11 protein-coding genes and 1 pseudogene are annotated in these 21,626 nt (G+C 46.5%); 6 read left to right on the top strand and 6 right to left on the bottom strand.

Annotated elements, in window-relative coordinates; translation table 11 throughout:
- Position 1: 1 nt before the first annotated feature.
- The 6 genes from ACOTZD_RS08520 (at position 2) to ACOTZD_RS08495 (ending at position 8,116) form a co-directional block, all read left to right on the top strand.
- Positions 2–2,335: a primase-helicase zinc-binding domain-containing protein gene (locus ACOTZD_RS08520; RefSeq protein WP_174402498.1), complete on the top strand. Its 2,334-nt coding sequence runs from the start codon at positions 2–4 to the stop codon at positions 2,333–2,335.
- 387 nt (positions 2,336–2,722) lie between these two features.
- A complete protein-coding gene (locus ACOTZD_RS08515) occupies positions 2,723–3,418 on the top strand; it encodes a hypothetical protein (protein WP_126497761.1) in 696 nt (231 codons plus the stop codon).
- Between the two features lie 402 nt (positions 3,419–3,820).
- A complete protein-coding gene (locus ACOTZD_RS08510) occupies positions 3,821–5,074 on the top strand; it encodes a tyrosine-type recombinase/integrase (RefSeq protein WP_117103304.1) in 1,254 nt (417 codons plus the stop codon).
- Positions 5,075–5,545: 471 nt separating this feature from the next.
- A complete protein-coding gene (locus ACOTZD_RS08505; RefSeq protein ID WP_117103305.1) occupies positions 5,546–6,034 on the top strand; it encodes an SLATT domain-containing protein in 489 nt (162 codons plus the stop codon).
- On the top strand, positions 6,031–7,122 hold the full coding sequence (locus tag ACOTZD_RS08500; RefSeq protein ID WP_117137782.1) for a nucleoid-associated protein: 1,092 nt from the start codon (positions 6,031–6,033) through the stop codon (positions 7,120–7,122). The genes ACOTZD_RS08505 and ACOTZD_RS08500 overlap by 4 nt, the downstream gene beginning before the upstream one ends.
- 4 nt (positions 7,123–7,126) lie before the next feature.
- Entirely contained in the window at positions 7,127–8,116 is a 990-nt protein-coding gene (locus ACOTZD_RS08495) for a GTP pyrophosphokinase (protein WP_117103307.1), read from the top strand.
- 279 nt (positions 8,117–8,395) lie between these two features.
- Here the strand turns inward: ACOTZD_RS08495 and ACOTZD_RS08490 are convergent, their stop codons facing one another.
- The 6 genes and pseudogenes from ACOTZD_RS08490 to ACOTZD_RS08465 all read right to left on the bottom strand — a co-directional run bounded on the left by ACOTZD_RS08490 (position 8,396) and on the right by ACOTZD_RS08465 (position 21,586).
- Positions 8,396–9,229, bottom strand: coding sequence for an HNH endonuclease (locus ACOTZD_RS08490; protein ID WP_174402472.1), 834 nt, complete (start codon positions 9,227–9,229; stop codon positions 8,396–8,398).
- 244 nt (positions 9,230–9,473) lie between these two features.
- A pseudogene (locus ACOTZD_RS08485) lies at positions 9,474–9,725 on the bottom strand (hypothetical protein).
- Positions 9,726–9,833: 108 nt separating this feature from the next.
- Positions 9,834–15,674 (bottom strand): DEAD/DEAH box helicase, encoded by a 5,841-nt coding sequence (locus ACOTZD_RS08480; protein ID WP_174402471.1) that lies wholly within the window; start codon positions 15,672–15,674, stop codon positions 9,834–9,836.
- Between the two features lie 19 nt (positions 15,675–15,693).
- Positions 15,694–17,781 carry a hypothetical protein gene (locus ACOTZD_RS08475; RefSeq protein WP_174402470.1) on the bottom strand — a complete coding sequence of 696 codons (2,088 nt, stop codon included), beginning with the start codon at positions 17,779–17,781 and terminating at the stop codon, positions 15,694–15,696.
- Between the two features lie 14 nt (positions 17,782–17,795).
- Positions 17,796–20,354: a hypothetical protein gene (locus ACOTZD_RS08470; protein WP_174402469.1), complete on the bottom strand. Its 2,559-nt coding sequence runs from the start codon at positions 20,352–20,354 to the stop codon at positions 17,796–17,798.
- Positions 20,351–21,586 (bottom strand): DNA cytosine methyltransferase, encoded by a 1,236-nt coding sequence (locus ACOTZD_RS08465; RefSeq protein ID WP_117103323.1) that lies wholly within the window; start codon positions 21,584–21,586, stop codon positions 20,351–20,353. The genes ACOTZD_RS08470 and ACOTZD_RS08465 overlap by 4 nt, the downstream gene beginning before the upstream one ends.
- Positions 21,587–21,626 lie beyond the last annotated feature (40 nt).

The following is a 21,626-nucleotide window of genomic DNA, read 5'->3' as shown; positions in this document are numbered from 1 at the left end:
GATGAAAATGAACGTAACGGAAACCGTAAAACAGGCGTGCGGCCACTGGCCGCGCATTCTCCCGGCGCTTGGTGTGAAGGTCATGAAAAACCGGCATCAGGCCTGTCCGGTGTGCGGCGGCTCTGACCGTTTCCGCTTTGACGATAAAGAGGGGCGAGGGACGTGGCTCTGTAATCAGTGCGGCGCGGGGGATGGCCTGAAACTGGTCGAAAAGGTGTTCGGTGTAAAACCATCAGAGGCAGCCAAAAAGGTGAACGCCGTGACCGGCAACCTGCCGCCGGTTGCCCCGGAAGTGATTGCGGCCGCAGAGGCCGAAACGGAGGCTGACCGCCAGGCTGCGGCCGCGCTGGCCGTCAGGCTCATGGAGAACACCCGACCGGCCAGCGGCAACGCCTACCTGACCCGCAAGGGCTTCCCCGACCGGGAATGTCCGGTACTGTCGGCCACACACAAAACCGGCGGCGTGACGTTCCGCGCCGGGGATGTGGTTGTCCCGCTGTATGACGATACCGGCGCGCTGGTAAACCTTCAGCTTATCAGTTCTGACGGTCTCAAACGCACCCTGAAAGGCGGTCAGGTTAAAGGGGCATGTCACACCCTCGAAGGGAAAAAAGAGGCAGGAAAGCGGCTGTGGATAGCGGAAGGCTATGCAACCGCACTCACCGTGCATCACCTGACCGGGGAAACCGTCATGGTGGCACTGTCGTCCGTGAACCTCCTTTCTCTGGCGAGCCTAGCCCGTCAGAAACACCCGGCCTGTCAGATTGTCCTCGCAGCTGACCGTGACCTTAACGGCGATGGTCAGATAAAAGCCGCTGCGGCCGCAGGAGCCTGTGAGGGCGTTGTTGCCCTGCCGCCGGTGTTCGGTGACTGGAATGATGCTTTTATGCAGCACGGCGAGGAGGCCACGCGGAAAGCGATTTATGACAACCTCCGGCCACCGGCGCAAAGTCCGTTTGATACCATGAGCGAGGCGGAATTTACCGCCATGAGCGCCAGTGACAAGGCTCTGCGGGTGCATGAGCATTACGGCGAAGCGCTGGCGGTGGATGCGAACGGCCAGCTCCTGTCCCGCTATGAAAACGGCATCTGGAAAAATATTCCTGCCGCCACTTTTTCACGGAATGTGGCAGATTTATTCCAGCGCTTACGCGCCCCGTTCTCATCCGGGAAAATTGCCTCGGTGGTGGAAACCCTGAAGCTGATTATTCCGCAGCAGGAGGCACCGGCACGCCGTCTGATTGGTTTTCGCAACGGGGTACTCGATACCCAGAGCGGCCTGTTCAGCCCACACAGCAAATCGCACTGGCTGCGCACGCTGTGCGACGTGGATTTTACTCCGCCGGTCGAGGGGGAAACGCTGGGGACTCACGCGCCGAACTTCTGGCGCTGGCTCGACCGGGCGGCCGGTAAAAATCCACAAAAGCGCGACGTGATACTGGCTGCGCTTTTTATGGTGCTGGCGAACCGCTACGACTGGCAGCTCTTTCTCGAAGTCACCGGTCCCGGCGGGAGCGGCAAAAGTATTCTGGCCGAAATTGCGACCCTGCTCGCCGGAGAGGATAACGCCACGTCGGCCGATATCGATACGCTGGAAGACCCGCGCAAGCGTGCCTCCCTGATTGGCTTCTCGCTGATACGTCTGCCTGACCAGGAAAAATGGAGCGGTGACGGTGCAGGGCTGAAGGCCATTACCGGTGGTGATGCGGTTTCGGTTGACCCGAAATACCAGAATCCGTATTCAACACATATTCCGGCGGTGATTCTGGCCGTGAACAATAACCCGATGCGCTTCACTGACCGCAGCGGCGGTGTGTCGCGCCGCCGGGTAATTATTCACTTCCCCGAGCAGATTGCCCCGGAAGAGCGCGACCCGCAGCTCAGGGATAAAATTGCGCGCGAGCTGGCCGTTATAGTGCGCCAGCTTATGCAGAAATTCAGCAACCCGATGACCGCCCGCGCACTGCTCCAGTCGCAGCAGAATTCCGACGAGGCGCTCAGCATCAAGCGCGATGCTGACCCGACGTTTGATTTTTGCGGTTATCTGGAAATGCTGCCGCAGACCAACGGGATGTTTATGGGTAATGCCAGCATCGTCCCGCGTAATTACCGTAAATATCTTTATCACGCGTATCTGGCCTATATGGAGGCTAACGGATACAGGAACGTGCTCAGCCTGAAAATGTTCGGACTGGGGCTGCCCATGATGCTAAAAGAGTACGGACTGAATTATGAGAAGCGGCACACAAAGCAGGGGATACAGACTAACCTTTCACTGAAAGAGGAAAGCTACGGCGACTGGCTGCCGAAATGTGACGAACCCGCAGCGACTTAACCCACTCCAGACCGGCTACAGCCGGTCTTTTTCTTTCCGACCATTATCATAAGGTGAACACTCCACTGTTCACCCTTCACCGTATATTCACCCTATATCGCTTTGAAATTATTGATAAAAAATCAAAGGTGAACAGTGTGAACAGTAAAACCCAAAAAAACTTTTCATCCCCCCTCATCACCATCGTATTACGGTGATGGTTGCCGGAAACAGGCCAGAAATACGCTGAGGTGAAGAGTTGACTGTTCACTCTTCACCAACTGATCACCATCTATAATTATGATATTAAAAAGAAAAATTAGGAGGTGAACAGTGTGAACAGTTAAATGCAAAAAAACTTTTTTTGCATATGATATTGCTTTGCAACTTCATGAGAAAATTTAAACAATGGATAAGACCAGAGATTTCATTCTAGAAGGACTCTCCCGCTTTGACTTGGCTGATTTGCCTGGTCGACCTTATGACTGCGCTTTTGGCCTCTTGGCTGCAACGCCATCGAGAAAAAGGCTGATTATGATGGGCTTTAATGGCTCGTTAGCTGATTCGTGTATGACTAACCGCCAGTCTATTCTGCAAGATTATGAACATCCTTTTATTTCAGGTATCCAAGAAGGGATACAAGGAAAATGGGGGATCACTCATCTTGCTAAAAGACTCCAGCAAATACCTTCTTGTCTCGGTTATAGCTGGGAGGATGTTATTTATACCAACGCATTAATGATGTGTTCTCAGAATGCTGCAACCCTGAGAAAAGAGGCAGCTTGTCACCACACTACAATGAATGAAATCGAAGCAAACTCAATGGCATTTTTTGAGCATGTAACAGCCCATTTGAGCGAACCAGATTTGATCGTTGCATATAGCAACAGTCTACAGTCACTCTCAGCCGCGAGTTTGTTGCTAAAGCACTTTGGCGATGCAACTACTCTCAAATTTTCTCAGCCGAAAGGCTACCACACTACTTTCGCGTTTATGGCCAATCTTAACAGTAGAAAGATCCCGGTTATCTGCGTGCGACACATGTCACGATTCAAACCTGAAGAGAGTTATATCAGGGCGGCTTTTAACTTAATGGATTGTTAAGTTTTGTTCTGGTAAGGATCCGTATGACGGAACCTAACCGGTTAAGAATAACTATCCATAAAAGGTACATGCTTTAACTCGTTATCCATACAATGGCAACAAAATGTCTGGGGGCACAAAAAGGGGCATATTTTTGAGTTTGTAATATTAAATCCTTTTGTATCAATTAATTATGGTGCGTTTTGAGTCCGGCCTTCGCACCATCGGAACATCAATAGACGTCAACGGACGTCTTTTTTTGTGCATGAAATCCGCGCCACACAAGGTTTTTCGCGATTTTCCTTTCAACAGAAGTCAATCTGAGTCAACCCACATCAAGTCGCTTGTGAGTATAGAACCGAGTATATATGCTGGTTCGATAATGGTTGTATACTCACAGCGGCACATGGAAGGAGAACTGTTATGGCTCTGACAGATATCAAAGTGCGTTCTGCAAAACCGCAGGAAAAGGAGTACACCCTAGTTGATGGGGATGGCATGTTTTTGCTGATTCACCCCAACGGCTCAAAATACTGGCGGTTCCGCTTTCGCTTTGGCGGTAAGCAACACCTGATGGCGTTTGGTGTTTATCCCGAAACATCCTTGGCTGATGCTCGTCAAAAAAGAGAAGAGGCCAGAAGGCTTGTTGCTGCAGGAATCGATCCTCGCGAGCATAAACGTGTTGTGAAAGAAGAACAGGCGAAAGAGGCTATTACCTTCGAGTCAGTTGCCAGAGAGTGGCATGCCACTAATAAAAAATGGTCAGAAGAACATAGCAGACGGGTGCTGAAAAGCCTGGAAGATAATCTGTTCTCCGCAATTGGCAAACGCAGTATCGAAGAGCTAAAAACTCGCGACCTGCTTGCACCTATTAAAGTTGTAGAAGCAACAGGCCGCCTTGAAATTGCTTCTCGTCTCCAGCAGCGAACAACCGCCATCATGCGGTATGCCGTCCAAAGTGGCTTGATTGATTACAACCCAGCCCAAGAGATGGCCGGTGCAGTTGCTTCCAGTAACCGTGTCCATCGCCCTGCACTTGAGCTGAAACGCCTACCTGAACTGCTCCGCCGAATTGACGGTTACACGGGACGCCCTTTGACCCGCTTGGCTGTTGAGCTCACCTTGTTAATCTTCATTCGTTCCAGTGAATTGCGCTTTGCCCGCTGGTCTGAGATCGATTTCGATACGGCAATGTGGACGATACCGGCAGAACGAGAAGCTATCGCAGGAGTGAAGCACTCTCAACGTGGTTCTAAAATGCGCACACCTCATCTGGTGCCATTGTCTCACCAGGCTCTAGCAATCCTCAAACAGGTTCACAAGCTTAGTGGCGAGCGCGATTTTGTTTTTGTTGGAGATCACAACCCTCGTAAACCGATGAGTGAAAACACGGTAAACAAGGCGCTGCGCTTGATGGGGTATGACACTAAGGTAGAGGTTTGTGGGCATGGTTTCAGGACTATGGCATGTAGCTCGTTGATTGAATCAGGGCTGTGGTCCAGGGATGCTGTCGAAAGGCAGATGAGTCATATGGAGCGCAACTCTGTACGTGCAGCATACATTCATAAAGCAGAGCATCTGGACGAGCGTAGGCTGATGTTGCAGTGGTGGGCTGATTATTTAGATACGAATAAGGAAAAAATGATTAGCGCATTTGATTTCAAGGGAAAGCGTTAATCAGCGGATAGACTTGCTGGGGGTTACAGGACATGGTTTCCACTACCCATGAAGAGCATTTTAACTTGGCGTGGATTGAAATACAGCCAGCGCATGCGGATAAGAATTAAATTCGTAGTACTTAAAGCCATGTACAATATCTGGATGAAAGAAGTGAAATGATGCAGTGGTAGGGGGAGATTTGTAGAAGTTACATCCCGATGCTGGTTTCAAAAGCGAGCATTTCTAATTTCTTGATCTATACGATTTTATTCTCTTATATTTGAGAATATGCTTTGATATGAATGCTCGATTTTCCGCCATTTATGATTTATAGTTTTTAAAAAATCCACGATTCGCTGAGCTGGGCAACTCAATGCATGAGTACAAGTGTATTGAGTGCGGTAGCCATGCCACACACCAACTGGTATGAGCTCCTACCAGTTGGTGTGTTAAAATGATATTACTTATGAAATATTTCAGGTGAAATAATTGCCAAAAGAAACTTCTTTGCGATTTTTATTAGAGGAAATAGATAAAAGTATTGAAATAATAAAAATCAAGGCTAAGAGTAATAAAAGAAAATTGAAGTTCTTTTTCTTTATATCTCTACTTTTCAGTACGACAACAACATTGATATTGGCCTTTGACTTTGTCGGATATGAGAAAACGCAAAAAAACATTGCGCTTATTTTTAGCGCTGCGCTTACATTGGCAAGTGGCTGGACTGCAAGATTTGATTATCAAAAATTATGGTTTAGACAAAAAGCTACATTATTATCGATGTATCAACTAAAAAACAAAGTTAATTATTTAAAAATAAAATTAGATATAAATCAACTTGATGTAGATGAACTTTTTAATGAATATAAAGCTATTTGGGAAAAAGATAGTCAAGAATGGAGTAATATCAATAGGGAATATATTGAAAGTAAAACCAATCTTTCAGTCTATAAAAATGATGGAACTACACCACAATGAATATTAGTAAGTTGAACATCGATAAAATAATTATACATCAAGTTCACCAGCGAGATGAAGAAGGTTTAAAAGTTGAGCCTACACGTGGTTCGTCTTTTATAAAATTTGATGAAGAGGCCTTGCAGGGCTTTAAATCTCGGGTAATAGACGCTTTAGGTGATGGATCAAAAGCCGTCAAGATGAAAATTATAGAACACGGCGAAGGATATGTGCCTTTTATAGCAACCAATTTATTTGGTAAAGAAGGTGATGAATACATCGATGAAACTTATAATATTGCAAAAAAGTTAGCTGATGCCCAAACAAGAAGAGCCATACCCGGAGGCATTGTTGTTATATTTACAGGTGACTATGGTGTAAATAAAAGAAAATTCATCGGAATAATTAAAGCTGACATATACAGTGCATACGAGAAAATTATTGATTCAAATACTGGTAATATTTCTTTAAAATTTGTTGAGGAAATACTTCTTACACCTTCAACAAAACTCTATAAGACAGCAGGTTTTTTTCAATCAACTAATATTACTGAAAAAGATGATTTGAACAAATCATGGGATATTATGATCTCTGATTATCAAATAAGTAAAGCTGATGGTAAAGCTGCGGCTCAGTATTTTTATCAACATTTTTTAGGCTGTGGATATCCTGAAACAAGTGCACGCACAACAAAAAATTTCTATGAGAAAACCAGTGATTTTCTAAATGAACTTGATATAAGCTCAGAAAAAAGAAATGACTTGAAAAATGCATTAGTTACTTATTTAAAGCATGAAAAATCTGATGTTATTTCAGCAAGAGAATATGCAGATAGATTTTTCGACGATGAGGTTAAAGACATTTATCTTGAATATGCAAGCGAATGTGGAATTCCGCAGACATCATTTACAAGGGATAATGAACATATCGAAAGTAAATTAAAAACAAGAAAGCTAAATTTTAGCAAAAACATAAAAATCACGGCTCCAGCAGAAGTTTTTAAGAATCATGTAGTTATTGAATCTGCCACGGGTGATCTAGATAAGGATGGAAAACCTGCAGAATGGACAACTATTCTTATTAAAGATAAAATAATACTTCAAGAATAACATCATGAATGAATCAGAGTTTTTGCAACGCTGGAACCAAGAGGAGCCTATGTATAGAGCATGGGGGGATTTTGTCGTTTCCAGCATATGTACGGAACTCGTAGATAACAAATGCCGCAATCTTAAAAGCTTTTTGAAACAGCCAGCAACTCCAAGAGTTAAAGAAAAAGAATCTCTAATCGATAAAGCCTTTCATAGACGTGAAAAGTCATATGAAGACCCTTATAAGGAAATTGAGGATAAAGTTGGTGTTAGATTTGTTGTATTGCTTACATCAGATATAGATGATGTATGCGATGTAATAAAAAGAAGTGATAAATGGATTTATAAGACATCAAGGCATTACGACGAAGAACGGCTAAATACGCCGTTAATCTTTACATATCAATCTGTCCATTTTATCGTGACAGCAAAACGTTCATTTGATCATAATGGAGTATTCATTGAGGAAGGCATTCCTTGTGAAATACAGGTGAGAACTCTATTGCAGCATGCTTATGCAGAATTGACGCATGACGCTATTTATAAAGCTAAAACTATCGTTGAACCTGATATACATAGAACGGTAGCAAGAAGTATGGCATTAATTGAAACAACTGATGATTTTTTTTGTTCGGTTGCGAAAGCCCTAAATAATTCACCTGATGCCTATACAGGAGCTCAGAAAACTCTCGACCAACTTTACATGACCTTGATAAAAGAAAAGCCTAACAATCAGAAATCAGCTATATTAATATTGGATACCTTCAAAAAAGTCCTTGACGATGACATTATAAGAAATTTATATAAATTTGTTGAAGATATGCCAGAGCTGGAATCATTGATCCGTGATGGTAAAACTAAAAGCAGTTTCTATGAACAGAGTATTATCATTTTCGTATATTGGCTGATTAAAAGACGCAAAAATATTTTACAGAAGGAATGGCCGTTAGAATGGAAAATCATACAAAAAATGGCTTCAGATATTGGTGTTTCTCTTGAAAGGCAAGCGTGATTTTATTAATGAAATATATTTTATAAATCTTGTTTTACATCTTCCTGTTTATCTGCCAAGTTATACTTGGCTTAAGTCTTTATGCACTCAAGATATATTTTCTATCAAGTGATATTTCCATTTGTATCTAACCAAAGCATATTTTCCTCTGATGAGTTTACTCATTATGATAGTGAGCTAATCATTCATCATTAAATGACATGCTCCAGCTGTATTTTTCCTAAATATCCAGAAAGATGTAGGCCTATGATTTAGTACTGTACTGGGTTAAGGACTCTGTCACTTCTGTAACCTATCGATATTAATGTAAAGTGCCTCAATTAGTTCTTTTGCATTGTGACTGTAATGTAAGGCTCTATGGCAATTAGGACAAAGGGCAACACTGTTGCTTATGGTATCAGCACCTGCTGAAGATAGAGGTATCACGTGATGTACTTCAAGATACGGACTACCATCATTTAAATAAAATGGTGCCTTTGAACCACAGTTTTCACAAATACCTTTACTCTGCTGCAAGATCCATGCTTTCACCATAGGATCTCTAATATAGGCCTTTTGAAGTCGCTCTACCGCCTCTGGTGCTTTACATCCTTTGGGCTCGTTCAAATTTTTTTTTATTAATCTACTAACTCTTGTATTCAGAACACTATCGTCAACTGTTGGTTGAAAGAGTTCTGATGATTCTCCATGTATTATAGGTTCCCAAAATTTGTCATTATTGACTTGGGGAACACTTATTATTATTCGTTTAGTCCTGTTACCGGAAGGAACTTCTTTTCTACCTGTACGACTGAAATGAGCCTGATAACTACACATTACTTTGCGAATATCCTGAGTACTACTACCCACTAAAGGGAAGTACTCATCAGGATGGATTTTTCTTTGAGCTATGGACGGCATATGTTTTCTGGCTGTCGATGAGGCAAGGTACACAACGACATTTTCAATATTAGAATCAATCAGTCGCTCAATGATACAATCTAGGGCAATATTGTAGTCTTTGTTTCTGTGCGCTGGTCCCCAAGACTCAAGGATTAGTCCATAAACTCCATCCTCTTCATCGACTGAGCACTCTGCGTTCAGTTCGGTGCCGTTATTATCAAAAATATGCATCAAATTGATCTTATGTGAAGGTTTCTACAAAAATACCATTTATCTATATTAATGCGCAACGTTTTAGTAGAATTAGTTCTGTCGATCATTTATCTAAGAATATTTTCAATTTTTCCAGAAGGATATCTGTTTCTTTAATCCCGCTCTCTCAAACCACCAATACCTTCCAGCCCATTTCATGTAGTTTTGATGAATGCAAAACATCTCTGACCTCGTTTTTCCACAACTTAACAAACCAGTATTCCTAGTTTGACTTTGGCATATTATTTCGCCGACATTCCTCATGACCATGCCAAAAACAACCATGCACAAAGATAACTTTACATTTTCACCAAAGTACTAAATCTCGTTTACCCGTTGATCTCGGATCGCATAAACGATAACGAAATCCGGCATGAGTGACGAGACTCCTGATAATTCGTTCCGCACAGGCATCTCTTCCTTTTATCCCGGATATCACATAGCCTCGTTGAACTTGAGTAATCGCAGCTATCATAAAACCTTGCTATGTCATGTCATTGCGTAAATGCGCTTTCGTATCGAAAGCCGAAAGCGCATTCAGCAAAAAATATCAGCCAGTAATTATCAGCATTATTGCGACACATTAATTCCGTTTAAGATTGGCAAGCGCGCGCAATGGCCGCCTTTCCAGCTCAAATGTATCGATGAATCGCAGCGAAGATCTTCCATCAGCTAGTCCCAGGGTGTCAATCAGAGCGTTTCGCTCAGGTTCTCTCCATTGCCAAAGGGGATGCGTAACGGCTGCGCGCCAGAGCTCTTTTCCATCCTGAATTTCAGTAAGAACCGGTAATGAGTACTCTTTTGATAATTTGATTGTTCCTGGCCTTAAAGCCGCGACGTCTTCCGCCAGCTCAAATGCTCTGTCTCGCCACCCTACCATTTCAGGATAACTCCAGTCATCATCGTTCAAACCGCAGGCAAATTCAGGCATAACCATTGATCGTAAATATGCCATTCCTAAACGCCAGTCAAGTAAACCGTGATATCGGCGGTTACCATAGCGCTGTATGCACTTGTAACAGGCTGTTTGACACTGAGCTGGATGATCCTTCTTAAGAAAATCAACCATTGGCCAGGCGCGCTTATCCTCCAGAATCTCATGTAATAATGTGACTATCAAAGGCGGGGCCCCAACGACGGTTGGCTCGGCAAGCCGTCGGCATAACCCTGAACCGTTGATCAACGCATCTGCGATTTGCAATATAGGTTTCTCATGATGTAGTCGGGGCTCAAGCGTTTCGAATTCATCTGGCGAAACATCCAGATAGAGCGCAGCCTTATGCGTCAATATCTGTGTTGCACTAACAGCCGCCGCGCGTGTAGGCAAATTCATATATTCGCCGTATCTGGCGATCATATTCAGATTAAGGCGAGCATCAAAATGCATTAATTCTAGGTGAAGCGACTCAGTCTCTTTGCTTGATACAAGTCCAAACTTTTGCTTTTCGCCAGAACACCGCCATCTAAAGTTATTGCGTAATCCGGCCCAGTTTGAATCAATCGCTTGCTCCCCTTTAATGGGCGAGTAGTAGGTAGCTAATGGAATCGGTGCCTTTTGGTCCGTCGCTAAATCAACAGTAAAACGTTCGCCTTCCTTCTCTCCGTTAATCGGCCCATTATTAAGACGCAAAATAGTAACGCCGCCGCGCCGTACTTTAAAAGGTCCACAATTTTCCGGGATACCCTTATGCAATACGGTTGCCGTAGTTTTTAACGACATACGAGTGAAGCTGTCCATGTCATCTTTTGGCTCGAAATCCGTACGGAAAGCGGCAGGAGTAATATAAAGTTCGAATTCATCTGAACTTATAGGTGTATCGCAATCCTCGCAATTAATCATTTTAACAGGTTTATTTTGTTCAAGTTTTGCGGAGCCGCATGACTGGCAAGTTGCAATGTAGTGGCTCGATTCATCCCATGAACATGCAGTTGAGAGATCAGAAACTCGATTGTCGCGAAGTTGAGGTTCTCGGTAATTACCTGTGAAACCGATCACCTGATGCTTTTTTTTATCCTTAATTAATACCGAACCAGGAGCATACTCAAAAACCGCAAGATCAAGATCGCGGTCCATTGTTGACCATTCGTATTCAGTCTGACCATTTAGCCCTTTTGTTTTGCGCAGCCCCAGATAAAGGTTACGTACCCGAGTCGGCATTCCATACATCGGCAACAGACCTCGCTCGGCCAGAAAGCGAGCAAGTCCCGTGTTGTCATCAGGCGCAGAAGGCCCTAGTTTTCCAATTTCTTCAATTATTTTTTCGGCGTTAATTTCGGAATAAAGGCGTCGCCGCTGATCGGGATCAAAGGTTGCTGCATCAATAAAGCGTTCTCGTATGTCCTGATTTGCTTTTAGCGCGCGATACAATAGTTTGGCCCAGTTCGCTTTATCATCATGGTAGTAATCATGCGTTGAAACATATTCGCCATGAACATCAGGCGGAACGAGCTTATCGCCAGGGAAAGTCGTTTTGTTTTTGTGACATTCTTCGCGCAAATAGTTAAAGGCGCTCTTAAGCCAGATTTTCCGCAAAAGTCTTTTGGGAATAGCGTCGTGATCGACCGCTAGGAAAGGCGGAGGGGGCGGATCGCCAGTGATCGCATGAGGATGGGCAAAATAATAAGCATCGTGAGTACGTCCACGACAGAATGTGATCACAAAAGAAAATGCCTGGCCGCGCCGTCCGGCACGACCGACACGTTGCTGATAATTAAATCGTTGGGGCGGCATGTTGGCCTGATAAACTGACTGAAGCGAACCTATATCAATACCGACCTCCATCGTCGTGGTGACGGCGAGCATATCGATTTCCGCATCAAGTTTTTCAAGCTCGCTCATCTCATCGACGAAGATCCCCTTGAATTTGCGTAGTCGATCGGAGAAATCATCTGTCTGTCCCGTCAACTCCTCGACGTTCAACCGGAAGCGTTTAACGCCATCGCGTTCGCCTCGCACTATACGTTTGCCAAGAAAATTGTCTTCCCATAGCGTTTCAACGACACCCCTGGGCTTGATATCAAGCAGTTCCGTGCAACGGGTACAACGTTTAAACCCTAAATGTAAGTGGATCCGTTCACAGTTGCTGCATTGCCAATAAGGATCGCCTGGTTTGGCTACCTTGAGGAATAGTTTACCGATATTGAATAAACCAGCTAAATGCCCTCGGGTTGCGAATTGATCTAAGATTTGTGTTAAATTATCCAGATAATTTTTTTCACCAAATAAAGCTTTAGCAATACGTTTTACTTTTTCTTTGGTAACATCTTTCCCTGTTTTCCATTCGACAGAGTTTTCGGGATCAAAATATTTATTTTCTTTGACGCGATAAACACCAGCGAATACCCTTAGCCAGGCATCGAGCTCGCTCGTATCCTCTCTATCTGAAACACACGGATATGCTAATCCCGTCTCTTCCAGCGCGAAGAAGGTGTTGGCGAAAATGACATCATCAATTAATTCGGACTGGGTATCAAATATCTTTTTTTTGAGTACCAATCGGTCAGATGAAGAAAGTTTCTCATGATATTTAACGATGTTCTTGTCTTTTGTAAAATTGGCGTGCCAGACGTCGCTGTCATCCCCATCAGAGCATGGGCGATATTTATAAGGTGATATTCCCAGTCCTGCCAAATCGGACGATATTTTTCCGATAGAATCGCCTTCTGGTTCCAGCAATTTATCAATTTTTACTCGCCTGTACTTACATAAGTCAGCAATATCAGCTTGGTTTTTTTTGAGTTCATATAATTTACCAAACGTATCCATGTCTTTGGCTTGTAGGGCTAAATCCATTTTTTCATTAATACTGTCTTCAGAAATATACTCGCTTTCAGCCTCTCGGAGCATTTCTCTGGCGGCTGCGACCAAAATTTCCCTTCGCAGGTCGCGTAAATGCAATCGTTCGATTTCCAGCGCCATCGATGCTGCATCCTGTCGACTATCGGAAAAAACAATACTCTTGGCCTCCGCGCCGATCGCATGTAGCAATTCAAATAACTCTGTCGCCACCAGCTGGGATGACTTAGTCACACCAGTACGAAATGCGCGAATGGGTGTTCTGGAACGATTGCTGGCTGGTCGACTGGAATAATCGATACCGCAATTAGGGCAACAAAAAGGTTGCGCGGAAGGTTTTTTCGCCGGTTCGCCTTTTTTGCTCGGGGCCGGCTTCTGAAAATAGAGATATCCGCGAACCGAATCGGCATTTGCCGCCGATGAGTCTTGTCCGACAGTCACAATTCCGGTAACAGGATTAAGCGTCGCCTTTTCCCATACATCCCAACCTTTTTCGCTGCCTGCTGGATTTTTATCAACTATATCGACAGGCCAGAAAACCGCAAACTCATCCAGTGTCATATCATCGTAATATTCTGAGCCGGGGCGTTCCGGAAGATTTTCCAGATTAGTCGCTGAAGGCAATAGCTCTACCGTCGAGCCTTCATTTTGTCCCTTCTGACCACCGAGCAGTAACTCGCCGCACGCTTCGCAGTACAACATTTCGAACAGACGGCGACCGCGTTTTCCGTCTAGAGTTGATGCCGCGTGCGACAAGCCTCGCTCAAGGCAAAAATCGGCGAATTTTGCCTTTCTCTCTCCCGATGATACGGAAGCGAAGAAACCTTCAATATTTCTAACGAAAGTATGCACGCGAAAGGCTGGTGTAACATTGGTTGGCTTATCGCAATCTATCCCGGACTCCGGCAGCGCGCGCGTCAGCATTAATCCGCGTAATGCCAGTTCTGACTCACTCGGTTTACTTGGCTCCTCCTTCAAGAAGACTTTATCGATGATAAGTCCTGGCGGCATCGCCCGTGGCATTTCGCCGTCATTTTCAATACAGGCGTTTGTCAATAACGCAGCAGCGATTTCCGCTGCCTGTTTTATGCCCTGTTTGATATTTTGCTCTTTTACGCCAAGAGCTTGGAAGACATCAAGTAAAGCCTGATTTAGAGCTTCCGTCATATCCAGATTGCGGACGACATTGCCCTGGTCTGCAAGGGCGGCGCGCATTAATGCGGCAAAAGGCCGCACGGGGATTTTCCCTGACGGCTTCAAAGGTATGAAGGGTTTTCCCTGAATGACGCAGTTATGCCAGAAATCCGGCTTATCGCTGCCGGGATCCAGTGCATGGCAGCAAGTGCCGAAGGGCGCAAAGAGATCACGCAGGTATTTCCGGGATTGCTCTCCATCCGCGCCATCCATCGGCAGCGATGCTGAAGATGCCAGTAAACGCAATTTGTAGCGGTGTTTCGGATCATCCAGCCCGAGCCGAATAATCAAAGACTTAATCAGCATAGCGGTTTCTGTGCCAGCGGAACCTCGCATTAAATGCAATTCGTCGAATACCAGATAGAAGTATGCGTCATCATTGTTCATGAGCCAGTCATGCGTAGCGCTAAAAATCTTGTCTTCGACTTCACGCGAAAGCATTGCTCCCAGCATTGAGGCGTTAGTGACGAGAACATCAGGCGGGGCGGACTGCATATCCCAGCGAGAAACCATCTCTCCGCCGTCCGCTGAAGGGAATATATATCGGGTCTTTTCCGAAGGATTTTCTTTTTCGTCGAATGCGCGTGCTGCTTGTTGATCACTATCAATTCTGTTCAACGCCTTACGTAATTTCTCAAGATTACGAACGCGACGGCTTTTTTCTGAACTAATTTTGGAGAGACGGGGATGGCTGGCGTAGCCGGTAACCGGAGTGGCGCTAGTATATTGCCCGAAGAAGATCCTGTTTCCGGCGAAACGATCCTCCATAACCTGTCGTGCGTCAGCAGAATCCAGCGTTTTACGCAAACGCGCCATTTGATCTTCAACCAAAGCGTTCATCGGATAAAGCACCAGTGCCCTGACCGCAGCTGGGCGTTCTTCGCCTTCGCGACGAGAAACCCAGTTCGTTTCTGAGCTATTCCACCATCGGTTTTGCAGATAGCCGCCGCCAGGTCGGGCCCAACGGACGGCCTCATTCGATAATGCGGCCAGGATAGGCAACATAAAGCTTTCCGTTTTTCCCGAACCTGTTCCTGATGTCACAATGCTTGGGCAACCGGGACGAATGCCGCGCTCCAGCATTTGAGTCTGGTGGCTATACGGTGCATGAACTGACTGACGCGGCCAAGCCGCATCGCCGGGCTTGGAATCGAACAGGCCGGACAACGCTAGTTCAACAAACGCCTTTCGACCTTCAGGAGACAGGCTATTCAGCGGTCCACCATCCATATCAGCCAGATCTTCGAGGGTTTTATTTGAAGATTCATACCGTAAGACAGGTTCAATATAAGGCTCTGCGGCAAACTCCCCACTACTGTTAAGCAACTCGCGTCTCGCTGTCGCAACAGAAGGATCAGCGATGCGGAAGTTAGTTTCTATATATGAAACGAAGAAGTCCTGAATGCGGCGAAAACCACCAATGGGATCTAACATGATTTCCCTCTCCTATAATCTATTGGGCGCATAGCTCGTTATTCTGTAAATCGGCGTATAAGTCGATTAACCGCTTCTGATGTGTCGCTTTGTTTTCATCGTCGAACGGCGCGACTTCATGTGCCGTTCGCATCGCCCGTAGGGTATTTGCCAGATCCAAACGTCCGGCTGACATTTTATCCGAGATAGCGAGTTGATCCGGTAGCGAACCTTGCGATGCTACGCCAGGATCCAGTTCACTATGATTTTCTGAGGAAAGATGCAAAGGGGACAGCGCAATCGCATTCTGAATGACGACGTTTTCCATCCGCAGGCGAAGATGTTGTTCCTTCATTTTCTCCGCTTCTTCACAATCTTCGTTTTCAATGGTGCCGCAAATCAGAAATCGTCTGGGCAAATCGCCGCCGTGTAATCGGCCTTTCAGCGCTGGCAGCCAGAAACGTGCAGCGGAACATTCGACACGTTCAATGATGGCGAGAATCGTTCGTGGACAAGAGGCCTCGCTCAACAATAACCCCTGATAAAGCGGCGTCGCCATATTATTTCCTGCACGAACCCAAAGATCTTCGCAGGTAATCATCGTTGGATCGGCGATCTGTCGGATGGAGCGGCCTGAGGAAATTAGCGATTCGGCAATAGCAAGGAAGTCCGGCGTTTCAGGACCAGATAACAATGGACATTCTCCTGCCAACATCAACGCCAGAAATTGCGTCATGAGTATCTTTCCGTCAGGCGTCAGCAACTTGTTCTCTCTGACGATATGACCGAATTCTTCGCAGGATACAACTCTCGCTTGTGCCGGGAGACGAACTTCGGGGAGCGCTGAATAAGTCATACGACGAGTCTTCTCAGCAATGGCGATATTTATTTTTTCGAGTTCAATTTGTGCTTGGGCGGTACGTTCTTCGACATCTGTTAAAGATGCCAAACACACTTCACGCTCGCAGGTCAGGGAAGCCAGTATTTGACGCTGTCTTTCGTTCTGAGCGCATAAATCAGAGTTAGCGTCTTTCAGACGATTAATTTCACTTTCAAGATCCGCTTTTTCCTGTTTAAGTGTTCGTTCTATGTCTGCTTGCTTTTCTGTAAAATCAATGTGTAATTTTTCTTGTTCGAGCTGCCGTAATTGCGCGATCTCCTCTTCGAACTCGTTTTTCCTTGTTTTCTCAAAAGCGGCTATTTCCGTTTCAACAGCTTCACGACGTCGCTGGCGTTCAGCAGAAAACTCGTTATCGAGCAACTTATGGTGTTCGGCGCGTAATGCTACTCGCTCTTCTTCCGCGATATTTTGTATCTGTCGTTCGAGCAGGTCGGCGATATTATGGTCCTTCAATGCCGCTTCAGCGAACTGACGGGCTAGAGAATCCTCCTCCTCCAACGTCTTCGCCAACTCTCCTGCCCGGAGTGTTTGAGCGGCGGTCAGCATGTCGTTGATGCCGGAGGTTAATTTTCCGGTTTGTTCGTCGGCATATTTCTGAAGCCATTCAGCGACCATTGCTGTTGAGTTAGCGCAGGAAAGACGCTGAATGACGTTTTCAATGTACTGCTTATCTGGCGTCCAGTCATGGATCTGAGCAGGCGAAGCACCGACATCAGGCATATAAAACGCTTTTCCACTCTCAGACATGTCGGATACGATAATTACGCCGTTTTCGTTGAAATCATATTCGTAAACGTTCTGGTTTCTGGACAGGATAAGGCTCCCGGATTTCGATTCTGCCAGATTAACCAGAATAAGCGCATCCGACCCGAAGCGGATAGCCCATAGCCCTGGTTCGCCGCCTACCGTTATGCCCTCGAAACTCAATAGGCGACGTGCTTCCAATAGAGACTGCCCGAAAGATAAATCGTAATAGGGATAAATACGACGGGAGCGTTTCGCCTGCACCTTTCGGCGGGGGCCAGGACCCACCTGAAAAGCGGCCCATTCGCCTTTACGAAGCCGTAATTCGTCAGCATCGTTAAATTCAACTTCTCCCGTTCGAGGAAATAACTTCTTAGAATCGATCGTACGCCAGCCATTCGGGGTTTCCTGCGCGACGGCTTTAAGGTAGGACTGATAATTTCTGCGGTCATATTGACCAAGATACCAGGGAATTTCGCTCATTATTTTTTTCCTTATTATCTCGGACCCAGCATGAGTTGCCCGTCTCGCCATGCCAAACGTATTTTCCCGCCGGAATGGCGAGCGGAGGAAACCAGATTGCTTACATCCCTCTCACCGTCCGGCACGAGGGAAGAAATACACCCCGGAAGCAGCGATTTCAGCCAGAGGAAAGAGGCGTCATTGACAGGATAAACATAACCAGAATCCGTTGGGCCTCCGTTTCTGAGCGTGTGGCGCCGTATTCCCGCGGCCAGCGCGTCAGGTAGGCCGCAATCAGTGATAAGACATAACAAATGATTGTTGGCGACGAGTTCAAATATGGGGGTACGGTTTTTCGCGCTAGCGGCGATAATAGCGGCAGTTCGGGAAAGATAATGTGTCGTTTTTCTCCCAGAAACGACCCGATAGATATCATGATCTCGACCACCTGGATGAATATGAAGTGACAGCGACGCAGATTTTTTATCTAGGGTATCATGTCGCTGAAATCTTCCTGAATGCCAATTCCAGACTGCCTTTGACTCGTGTAGTTCAGCGGCGTGTTCTGTCGTGGTTAGTGCAAGCGGCGTTGTATCAGATGACGATGGGGCTTCGATAAGTGGCCATCCTAGTCGCAGGGATAACGCAACAGGGTTGGTGAGTAAGGCCCCAAATACAGGTGGCGACCAGAGGCTTACGCCGCGACGACGGAAACTTTCTCCACCCAGCCCGGCGACCACTTTTCGAAAATCATCCATCAGACAGGCGCAGACCGAGCCTTCCACAACGACCAGAGAATTTTCTCCGTAGCGAATATGAAGTAATGAAGGTTTAATCAGCGTCCATGCCCGACCTTTCCACCCAGGGCGCAGGCGTGGCTCGATTAGACCCGCATGATGTAAACACCGAATCAAATGCCATACGTTGATATCGCCGGTCATACGCCTGAGAAGCTCGATTAACTCGGCCTCTTCCCAGCCGCTAGCACCACTCGCGTAAATCGCTTCAAGAAGATGATCGCAACACGCTTCACTATCTTCCCACTCAAACAGTCCTTCTAAATTAAACGTCGGTGCCTTTAGTGAAGGCGTCAACCAATCGCAAAGTGGCTCAAACTGGTATCTTGCGCTTTCGCCTAAAGTTGGGTGCGGTATGGCGTGGGTGAAAAAACGCGCGCGACGCCGCCACGGCGGCATTTTTTCACCCGCCTCGAGGGCTGGCTCGATGAAAAATTCACCGTTAAGCGGCACAGAAGAATTCAGCCGACCATCTATTACAGAAATATTGATTCCAGCTTCATCATTCCCGAATGAATATATTTTGTAGCGTCGCGTATCTGACTCAACAGAAGGCAAAAACGCCGGTAATCCCAGCCATCCTCCGGGGACGCGTATTCCACCGTATAGTTGAGGGCGCGTAACGTCATTATCCTGAATAACCGAAGAGGATCTTACTGAGCGGAATATATCGACCGCTGAAACCCTGTTCATCGGTTGTGCCGTTAAAATCCACTCGTCCTCTGCGATATATTCGTTAAGGCGCTTGCTCGTCTGTACAGAGTGTTTACTGGATAAAGCGATATGAAACCGTTGCGAGTCTACATCGGGTGATGGCTTAGTTCTCCAGCGTCCGTGTCCGATCTCATAAAAAAAGAGTAAGCCGATCTGCATCGCCTTCCCCAGATTTTCGCTGCTCCCTGCGTCGCTGGCTCTAAGGGCTTCAGATAATGTAGGATGAAAGACACTTTCGTCGCTCTCGCCAGCGACGCTGAAATAGCATCGCGAGCCATCGAAATCAACGTACATATCTATGATGGTCTGATGTGGTGTTACACATGACGATATCTGGATCGCTCGTTGGCGCAAGCGCCAAAAAGGCATATCGAACAGCGCGCGACGTCCCAACAACCACGCGTCTCTGAATTCGGCAAAAGCCTCCTTCAGAGGATGAGAAACGCCGTGTCTCTGAATAACGATTTGAAAGTATTCAATTAACTGGCGTGGGTTCGCGGCGGCTTGTGGATAGCTTTCAAGACATTCGCTCATCAGGCGTAGATCGGCTTTATTCGGGAATGCCAATCGCAGTGTGTGACCGATCTGGACCCAGCCATCCCGCGGCGGCAAGATAAGACGCCTGTAGGGTTCGCCTTCGTGGATGCGTTGTTTAAGCCATTCGGCTAATGCCTCCCACATCTTGTTGACGCCGGATAAGTTCTGAAAACTATGCGTGGTCTGCAACCAGCTCTGTAGTTTCAGTCGAAAGTCATTGCGTTCTTCCTGTACGTCGAATTGACTGCTAATAAGCAACGTCATGACCAGATACGTAAAATATCCAGGCGATCGACGAGTCGACTTTTCCATCATCCCGCCTTCAAGGCGCTGCGGCAGGTCCGGTATTTTCGACATGTAGGTTCGAAATGCCTCTTCAACTTCATCCCCGCTAACGCCGCTGTCGGCGAATGCCTCAGCGAGCGTCACCGGTGTAACTTCAAACCAGCGAATATCCTGCGCGTCGCCGTTGGCACCGAATCGGAGAAAATAATCAATCAGTTTCTTTTCCCAGCAGTCGGGCGTAACAAGCAACGTCCAGTTCATTCGCGTGTATCCCCCGTCCTGTGGGTATTGTTTTGGGCGATCATCGCAAGTGGCTCCAGAATACGTTCGGCCAGAAAACGAACGGAAGGAACTGCAAGTCCGTCGCCAATCACTTTAAATGCCGATTGATACGCTGTCGGGAGGATGAAATCATCCGGCAACCCCATTAACGCCGCCGCTTCTTTGACCGACAACAAACGCGTTTTCACCTGGTTGCCCTTGACGACGATAATGCGAGGACGAGAAGCGCCACCTTTCGGTGTTCTCAGACAACCAAGAACTGCGGAGAACGTAATTTCGGTCCGTTGCCTGTTGATGCCTTTTTCCTTACGCATACGTAAATAAAGGCTGCCTGTTATTGTCTCGCCGGATGCCTGTGCGTTCGCCAGACGCGCTAGGTTCGCCGGTGCCATCATACTGATGAGACGTCGTGTTTCATCGGCAGAATTCCATAACGCGTTTTCGTCTTCAAAATCGATTAAGTCTTCCAGCTCCTTCGTTCTGGCGTCTGGCATATTGCCTGGCGACCACCAGATCCAGTCATTACGGGCATCTTCCGCCAGCGCATCGCAGGCGCGAAGAAGTGACGACGAATGCCATTGCGATAAAGGTTCTTCTGAAACTAAACATGCAGGAATGGAAACATGACGACTAATCGCCACAAGAAATACGCGGGGCCTAGATTGTGGAAGAAAGTGCTTTGCATCAATGATTATTGCGCCATAGCGGTAACCTGTTTTACTTAACTGATGGCATATCGCGGCGAAGTGGCTCCCTTGATCCAACGTCAGCAACCCAAGAACATTTTCAAGAACAAGAATCGGCGGCTTACGGTTTTCCTCGCCGAGCCTGCTTATTAAATCGAGGAACGGCCATACCGCGCCGGAACGCGTGGTTTTATCTATACTGGAATCTTTTTCGCCGATCCCCAGGCCATTACCGGCCAGCGATAAATCCTGACAGGGGAACGATGCCCAGCTTAAATCAGCATGGTGCGGCAGATCACTGGGGGCAATTTCGCGTACATCGCGTGTGTCGAAATGTTCATCTCCCCAGTTGTCGATATAGGTCGATACTTTTATCGGGTCCATGTCGTTGGCAAACAGGCATTGCCACTGTTTTCCCAGCCCGACCCTGGCCATACCGCCACCCGCGAAAAACTCATAGAAACAAAATCCCGCCTCGTGAGGTTCCGTTAAATGATTGTCACTCGTGGTGGTTTTAGTGCTCATGACCTGACCATAAAATAGCATTACTGAAACGAGACATCGT

The organism is Enterobacter cloacae complex sp. SHL022, from assembly GCF_049237785.1.
Classification (GTDB): domain Bacteria; phylum Pseudomonadota; class Gammaproteobacteria; order Enterobacterales; family Enterobacteriaceae; genus Enterobacter; species Enterobacter hormaechei_C.
Note: the sequence above shows the minus strand (reverse complement) of the source record. Positions and strands in the feature narration are given on the sequence as shown.